Annotated in this window: 4 protein-coding genes and 1 pseudogene; 2 read left to right on the forward strand and 3 right to left on the reverse strand. The window is 45.5% G+C overall.

Annotated features, from left to right (window positions below; translation table 11 throughout):
• Nucleotides 1-237: 237 nt before the first annotated feature.
• Both B3N33_RS09045 and B3N33_RS09050 read left to right on the forward strand, forming a co-directional pair.
• The gene (locus B3N33_RS09045; protein WP_292590742.1) at nucleotides 238-1,665 is read left to right on the forward strand and encodes a DUF1254 domain-containing protein; all 1,428 of its coding nucleotides are present in this window, start codon (nucleotides 238-240) and stop codon (nucleotides 1,663-1,665) included.
• Between the two features lie 156 nt (nucleotides 1,666-1,821).
• A complete protein-coding gene (locus B3N33_RS09050) occupies nucleotides 1,822-6,039 on the forward strand; it encodes an acyl-CoA dehydratase activase (RefSeq protein ID WP_292590743.1) in 4,218 nt (1,405 codons plus the stop codon).
• Nucleotides 6,040-6,214: 175 nt separating this feature from the next.
• On the opposite strand, the gene B3N33_RS09055 is transcribed toward B3N33_RS09050, so the two are convergent.
• The 3 genes and pseudogenes from B3N33_RS09055 to B3N33_RS09065 all read right to left on the reverse strand — a co-directional run.
• The gene (locus tag B3N33_RS09055) at nucleotides 6,215-7,423 is read right to left on the reverse strand and encodes a hypothetical protein (RefSeq protein ID WP_292593078.1); all 1,209 of its coding nucleotides are present in this window, start codon (nucleotides 7,421-7,423) and stop codon (nucleotides 6,215-6,217) included.
• 15 nt (nucleotides 7,424-7,438) lie between these two features.
• The gene (locus tag B3N33_RS09060) at nucleotides 7,439-8,245 is read right to left on the reverse strand and encodes an SDR family NAD(P)-dependent oxidoreductase (RefSeq protein WP_102818731.1); all 807 of its coding nucleotides are present in this window, start codon (nucleotides 8,243-8,245) and stop codon (nucleotides 7,439-7,441) included.
• A gap of 22 nt (nucleotides 8,246-8,267) precedes the next feature.
• Nucleotides 8,268-8,607, reverse strand: a pseudogene (locus B3N33_RS09065) (acetoacetate decarboxylase); the annotation flags it as partial.

Raw genomic sequence — 8,607 nt, forward strand, 5'->3', positions numbered from 1 at the left:
GGTAAAGCCAAAGCAATTAACAGTTGATTACTCCGATCTGTTACTTGCCCAAACAATTTCGCCCAATATACAGTCAGATAAGCGGGAGAATCTATGTCCCGTTTTCTGTATCTTATACAGGTATAATGTGATTAGCATAAAGTGATGTGAAAACAGACCATTCATAGAGCTCATAATCGTACTTGGTATGACCACTTCCATTTGCAACACCAGGTAGTTCACATGGGGGATTCGAAGATGGATCTTAAGAAGTTAATTACCCTGCTGTCTGTGGTTGTGTTCTTGTTCGCTTTCTTAGGCGCAGGATCGACTCCGGCAACGAACAACTGCGACGAAGCAAGGGAAATCGCACGACAGGCGTATATTTTCGCTTATCCAATGCTTGAGAATTTCCGAACAATGACTCTGCAGGCCGTGATACCAGATGCGTTCAACCGGTTCAAGCATAGCAAAGGTTTGCTTGGGCCTGAATTCAGAGAGATTGTCCGCCCGAACAACGATACAGTGTTCTCGGCTGCATGGCTTGATTTGAGAGCTGAACCAATCATAATTCAGATACCTGCTATTTGCGAAAGATACTACTCCTTACAGTTTGTCGACATGTATACTCATAACTTCGCATATGCAGGAACGAGAACCACCGGTTGCGGGGCAAGGACTTTCTTGATCACCGGTCCGAAGTCATTAGTAGAAGTTCCCGAGAGCATTGATGAAGTATTCACCAGCGAAGGAAACTTTGTCTTGTGTCTAGCAAGGATTTCAATAAACCCAGAGATATCCGGTGAGATTGATGCGATACGCAAAATTCAAAAAAGCTTTCTAATCCAGCCCCTGAGTTCCTTTCTTGGTTATGAAGCCCCTAAATCTGTAAGAACAGACACTTTTCCGGTCTTCAGACAGGAACGAGCCGAGTCGGCCGGTTTTATCTACTATCTGAACTTCCTTCTAGGTCAGCTAGAAATTCATCCATCTGAGAAAGCCTTGATCGAAAGATTCAGCCTTATTGGAATCGGACCGAATCTTCCGTTTGACGAAGCAGATCTTAATTCCGAAATACGGGCTGCAATTGAGCAAGGGATTGAAGATGCCATGGAAGTTATTCTCAGACCGGGTGAACTGCTGGGAACTACTAAGAATGGCTGGAGTCTCACAAAGCGAGTCTTCGGTAATCGAAACCAGATGCAGGGTAAGTATGAGATTCGAGCTTCGGCCGCTTACATGGGTCTCTATGGGAGCGATCTTGAGGAAACCTACTATCCAATAAGTTATGCAGATGCCGATGGAGAATCTTATGATGGCTCAAGGTACAATTACCTGATCCATTTTGAAAGCAACGAAATTCCACCCGTTGGACCGGGTGGATTCTGGTCCATCACAATCTACGATGAAGACCAGTTCATGGTGCCTAATCCAATTAACAGATACTCAATAGGTGATCGGTCAAGATTGTCATACAACGATGACGGGTCTCTCGACATCTATATCCAGCATGATTCGCCAGGCCCTGATCTCGAAAGCAACTGGCTCCCCGCGCCCAATGGACCTTTTTCTTTGTCCTTGAGAATGTACCTGCCTTCACCAAGAGCCCTTGATCCTCTATACTGTCCTCCTGGAGTAATAAAGTCAGAATATAGGAATGAATGCCAGCCCGACTATCATAATTAGCTTTTGCTATTAAGTGAGCCAATCTCTGAGTTGAGACCGTACAAACGCAGTAATGATTTTTCGGAGCGTTAAACTAAATAGAATTATACGTGCTATCATTAATCAGTATGCTTCTAACATCTTATGTAGCGTTTTCAAAGCCCCGGGGCGAGTCAATTGGATAGAGCTGGACTTTGCATAGGCTCAAGCACTATTTCCTGGTATGATGGTCAAACTCCCAGAAGGCTTTTGCATGAAGGAAATCCACTAAGAGTACTCAAAAGCTTTCTTCCGGAAATCCTTGAAAGAGGAGTAGTCGTAGTAACTGGAAAGAAAGGAAGAAGGCTGTTGAATCTTCCCCAAATCCCCGAAGTTGAAGCCACTGAATTTGCCTACAAAGAACTGAAAAGCAAGTACGGAGATCATGAGGCAATTGTGAGCGTGGGCGGAGAGAATTTCACGCTGTATAAGCTAAACGATAAGGGAAACATCACAGCCGTCTTCACAGGAAGCAAATGCGCTTCAGGAACTGGAGAGTTCTTTCTCCAGCAACTAAAGCGAATGGATGTCGAACTGGATACAGCAAACGCAGTGGAAACAAACGAGATTTACGAGCTTTCTTCCAGGTGTACCGTGTTTTGCAAGAGCGATTGTACTCATGCTCTTAACAAGGGAACACCTAAAGAATCGGTTCTCAATGGTCTTGGAAAGGTCATGTCCGACAAGATCGGTGAGCTCATGCACAGGGCTGGTGTAAAGAAGATACTTCTAGTTGGTGGAGTAACAAAAAACCGGCTTGTGCTGAATCACTTGAAAGAAATCGCGGAAATTACCATACCTGATGAGGCTCTCTTCTTTGAGGCCTTCGGCGCTTATCTACATGCCAGTGCTCTCGAAGAAATCGAGATAGATAAAGAGACTGTCTTCAAGGAAGGTATAATGACTTTCCCCAAGAATGAGCCCCTTTCAAAGTTTGTAGACATGGTCGATTTCAAGGAGATGCCTTTCGAGACAGCTGAAGACGGTGATTCTTGCATTCTCGGTATAGACGTTGGCTCAACTACAACCAAGGCGGTTGTTATGAGAACCAAGGACAATACCATTCTTGCTAGTTCATATCTCAGGACTATGGGAGATCCAATAAACGCTACACGCCAGTGTCTTGAAGAGATTCGTGCTTCGCTCGATGTTCCTGTCGAAATAATTGGTCTCGGGGTTACAGGTTCTGGAAGAAAGATAGTTGGCCTTTTCTGCGAGACGAGTGCCGTTTACAATGAGATCATGGCTCACGCAAGGGCTGCCTCATTCTTTGATAGAGAAGTCGACACGATATTTGAGATTGGCGGTCAGGATGCCAAATACACTTTCTTATCCAATGGGGTTGCCCTGGATTATGCAATGAACGAAGCCTGTTCTGCGGGTACGGGGTCATTTCTCGAAGAATCTGCAAAGGAATCTCTGAACATAGATTACAGAGAGATTGGAGACTATGCGCTTAAAGGGCAATCTCCACCAAACTTCAGCGATCAGTGTGCGGCCTTTATCAGCAGCGATATTAAGACTGCGATTAACGAAGGCATCTCCAGAGAAGATATCTGCGCCGGCCTGGTTTACTCTATCTGTCTGAACTACACAAACAGAGTGAAAGCTATGAGACCGGTTGGGAAAAAGGTCTTTATGCAGGGAGGCGTATGTCTCAATCGTGCTGTCCCCGTGGCAATGGCGGCAGTTACTGGGAAGGAGATAATCGTCCCACCTCATCCCGGACTCATGGGCGCATTTGGTGTATCACTCATGGTTAAGGAAAAGCTTGAACAAGGCCAATTGGAAGAAGAACGCTTTGAGCTGGTTGACTTGATCTCAAAAGAAGTGCGCTATCTCAATACCTTCATTTGTGACGGTGGAGCAGAGAAATGCGACAGAAAGTGTCCGATCCGCATAATTGAAGTTGGAGGGAAGAAGTTTCCCTTCGGCGGTGCTTGCAACAAGTATGAAAATGTTCGTCTTAACCTTCCCATAAACAGAAACGAATACATATATACTACCGATAGAGAGAAGATAGTCTTTGAACGGTCAGACGAAAAGGGCATCGAGACTATAGGAATCAGCAAGTCTCTCTCTATGAATACTCTCTTCCCTCTCTTCTCAAATTTCTTCAGAAGTCTAGGGTTTAAAATCGTCGTACCGGAAAAGTCCGACCCCAGAGGCTGGGATAGAAAGAAATCGGAATTCTGTTTTCCAGTCGAACTGTCACATGGTTATATGTATGATCTTTTGGAGATGAATCCCGACTATTTCTTCATTCCAGCAGTCAAGGGTTTAGAGGTTGCGAACTCCGTTGAAAACTCGGTGTTCTGCCCATTTGTGCAGAGCGAACCGGACTGGCTAATGGGGAGTTTTGAGGAGCTCGGGTCGAAAAGGATTTTGACAGATTTCTTCGATTTTTCGCAGGGCTTCGAAAAAGAGAAAGAGAAGTTCGTCTTACTTGCGAAGTCACTGGGAAGGAACCGCGAAGAAGCTTTGAACGCTTTTTCCAATGGAGTAGAATCCTACGAAGATAGCGTTATAAGGATAAAGGAGATTGGGAACAGGTTTCTTGAAAACGTCGCGAGATCGGATTTCGGTGTCGTGATCTTCGGCCGATCATACAATGCCTTTTCCAGTGACGCCAACATGGGAATCCCGGAAAAACTTGCTTCACGCGGAATTCCTGTAGTGACTTTTGACGCTCTCCCTTATGAAAACGAAAGGTCACATGAGAAAATGTACTGGGCATGGGGTGAGATGAACCTAAAGGCGGCCAGATATGTAAAAAATAATCCAAAGCTCTTCGCACTCTACATAACCAACTTCAGCTGCGGACCTGACTCATTTTTGATCTCCTTCTTTAGAGACATTATGGGGAAAAAGCCATCCCTGATTCTGGAACTGGATAGTCATACATCGGATGCCGGAGTGGAGACCAGGATCGAAGCCTTCGCCGATGTAGTTAGAAGCTCCATAGAAAGGAACGCGGAGCCAGTAGAAAGCAAACGGGCGAAGAGACCGAAACTGATAACGAATAACGGGACATTCAGCATAGAGCTGCAGGACGGAAGACACATTCCCATTACAGATCCTTCGGTCAAAGTAATCGTCCCTACCATGGGCGAGTTTGCAGCTCAGCTCATGGCTGCTGCCTTCGAAAAGGTCGGCATCAACACTCACGTTCTCCCGAGACCGACAGAATTAGAGTTTCAGCTGGGAAAATCCAACTCATTATCCAAGGAATGTTTGCCTTTTCACCTGACTCTAGGAAGCCTTATTCGCTACCTTGAGGAAAACAAGGACGACAAAAGCGTAATAATGTACTTCATGCCTGATACTCGCGGCCCCTGCCGATTTGGTCAGTACAGTACTTACATAGATCTTTGGCTGGACAAGAACAATGCAAGCAATGTTCTACTGTTCTCCCTCAATTCTGAGAACGGTTATGCGGGCATGGGCCTTCAAACTAAACTGAGAATATGGACAAGCATGATCATGGCTGACGAGTTCTGTAATGTTGAAAATGCCCTTCTTACGCTAGCCTCAAATAGAGACGAGGCTATCGAAGCATCCAGAGAAGCTCGCGAGATTCTTCGTGAGAGCTTGAGACGCGATTCATATGGTGAAGTAATCAGAAAATTGGAGACAATCTGCGAGAAGATCTCAAGGATCCCTCTAAAGAGCGATTTCGAAACGACACCAAAAGTTCTGCTTTCAGGGGAGATATACGTTAGAAACGACGAGTTCTCCAGAAAATCACTCGAGTTGTTCTTTGCAGATAATGGAATAATTATGCATGCTTCACCAATTGAAGAGTGGATCTACTATCTGGACTACATATTGCTGAAGAAATATGTACCAACAGAGCTTGGACCGTTGAAGAGAGGGTTGAAACATGTTGAAATTGTTGTAAAGCGATCTATAGAAAAGCGAGTCAAAAAAGTCCTCGAAAAAAGTGGGCTTTACAGAGCGCACTTAGTTGATATTGAAGGTATGGTAGATGTCTCAAAGGACTTTCTGAACCCCAAGCTTACAGGAGAAGCAGTCCTCACTCTAGGAGCCGTCTTGTTCGAATCGATAGACAGATATGACGGAGTCATTTCTATAGGCCCATTTGGATGTATGCCGACCAGGATTGCAGAAGCCATTGCAGAAAGAGGACTAGATCACCAAAGGAGAAACTCGAACAAGCTCAAAAGAGAGGTCTTTGATCTTGCCGGCAATATCCCGACACTCTTCTTTGAGTCTGACGGAAACCCATTCACTCCGACCGTCGAAAGCAGACTTGAATCCTTCGTGGTTCAAGTGAAGAGGGTGAAATCGTTATTGCTTCGACTGAGGGAAGAAAAAGCCTTAGCCCCAGATTAGACAGAGGATTCTTGGAGCAAGCAACTGCGATAAACGAAGACCTGTGAAGTACACAGAATCCGGCTCCCAAAATCCTTTCAAAGATCAGGGTAGCTCTCAGTGAAGACTTGTTTTCAGAAACAGTCATGGTAAATAGGTGGCGTTTCTCAGCGTTTATCTGTGGATTTGATCCAAACTATGTCGATTTTCCGGGTTCCACCTCCTTTTGTATTCTATCTATAACGAACAGAACGTGAAGTAAGTACAGAAGCACAGCTCCATTAGCCGCCAAGACCACGCCAATAACCAATCCCGGCAAGAGATGAGAAATCAGCATTGATAATCCAAATGTGATTGCAAGAACATTAAGAGTGAGCTGGGCGACGGTCAGCTTAACAAGTATACCGGGTATCTTACTGCCTCCTCCACCCGTTCCGCTCGCCTGCCGACCAAGGAACTTGCCTATTGAAATCGCCCCTCCCAAAATATTCAGGACACCGACAAGCAGGGTGAGCGGATAGACCAAGATCTCCGGGATAATGCACGATACAGTTCCAAGGGATGCAAATAAAAACCCGATCAAGATCACAGGCAGCGATCTTGGAAAGACTCCTATCGGGGTGCTTCCCGAGGCAATCATCTGGATAGCGAAAATCATCATCAGCAAACCAAGCTGGGCACTTCCCGAAAAAGGCAGAAGCCCGAGATTTACCGGAATCAACAGCACACCAAGAATTATCATGAAGACACTTGTGAATAGAATCATCGCCCTGTCCATAGGTAGTTCTACTTCTTTGTCTTTCCTTTTCTGTTCTTGTGGGTAAGTGCTGTATATCTTTCTCAGAACAAAAGAAAGATATACAATGGCGGCTCCATAGATCAGAACCAAGATCGCCGTCATCTGAACACTTAGAAGACTCTGGTTCCACAGGAGTATCGATATGAGAATCGATGAAACGTATGCCACCGTACATCCAGCTATCAAATGTCGGAAGATCCCCCCATATTCGGACCATGCTCTGAGCTTATCCTTTGACAGAACCATCTGAACAAGCAGAAAAGCTCCTCCGGGGCCAAAGAAAAGGAATAGCAGAAGCCTGGGGATATCGTTGAAGGCATCTGGAATGAAACAAGTTATCGTTCCAATTCCACCAATGATAATTCCTGCAGCCACGACGAGCTTTGATCGTTTCAAGTCACCAAAGGGCGTTTTCCCCATTGAAATTATCTGCAGCGAGAACATCACCAACAGAAGACCGTAAAGACCATTCTCATAGTAGGGTAGGCCGCCTGTAGCAACAGGGAAGAGCAGCATGCCAGTAATGAGAAGAATGAGCCCGGCTATCATCAATATTACAACTTCCAGAGAAAGCTCCGATTCGCTAAATACTTTTGTCAGTTTCATGGGCATTCATTCCGATCAATAGTAGGTTCCTTTGGTTCTGTAGTTCTCAAGGCGTTCTGCGGCCATATCAAACGCGAGCTTGTCGAACTTCTCTCGGTCTGTTCTGTAGGCCAGTTCGGCATCTCGGATGCTCTGCGGGAAGACAATCAGCAAATCTCCCTCTTCCATCTTCTCAAATATGTAGTTCACCGCATCTTCAACGGACACTGAATCCGGCGGGGGAGTCAGCTCGCCAAATATAGCCGTACGCACATTTCCCGGGCATACAACACTGAATTTAAGACCCTCGTAAGAGAGCTCGTAATAAAGGCTTTCCGTCATGGTTTTCACTGCGCTCTTTGTACTTGCATACAGTGCTTGATATGGAAGCGGAACCAACCCTGCTATAGAAGCTGTGTTTACAATATGGCCGGATTTTTGCTCTCTCATGATCGGTATGGCATGGTAGGTCCCGTAGATCACTCCCCAGAGATTGATATCCACAACCTTTTTCCAGATTTCGAAAGTCACCATCTCGGTCGGGATTGTCATTCCGATCCCTGCGTTGTTGAAGACGAAGTCAAGATGTCCTGCATTCTTCTTGGCAGACATGATTAGCTTCTCAACCTGATCTTCCTTTGTGACGTCAGTAAGAAAAGGTACAGCTTCACCGGCGTATTTCGAATTCAATCTCTTAGCTTCTCTATCGAGATTGTCCTGATTAACGTCGGCCATAAAAACAGTCGTTGCCCCCCTGGAAAGCATCTCTTCGGTCATACCAAGCCCTATTCCTGAAGCCGCTCCGGTAACTACAGCCACTTTCTTCTCAAAGTATCCGTTCATTTCCTCCTCCTCCTCTCATATCCTATGGAAGTATCCTGGAATCGCCAACATTCAACTTAATTATTCCTTTTGCCATTGCCGCGGATGTAATCTTTTTGATCGGCAAAGCCTTCAGTGACCTTATGATTCTTGACTGCAATGGGTGCTGCTCATATGTTAGGCCGATCCATTCGACCGTGCCGGTACCATTCCACATCTGTTTGAAAACGGCCTCCTGAGGATAGAGAGTTGCATGACTCAAGGTAGCTCCGCCCTTTCCGAGATTAGGCAAATACCTCCACCCAAAGAGATTGATCTTAGGATTCTTGTTCAACTCCGCCAAATCTTCTTCACTTACCTCATCGCCTCTCTGGAGGTCTATT

Source organism: Mesotoga sp. UBA5825 (assembly GCF_002432955.1).
Lineage (GTDB): Bacteria > Thermotogota > Thermotogae > Petrotogales > Kosmotogaceae > Mesotoga.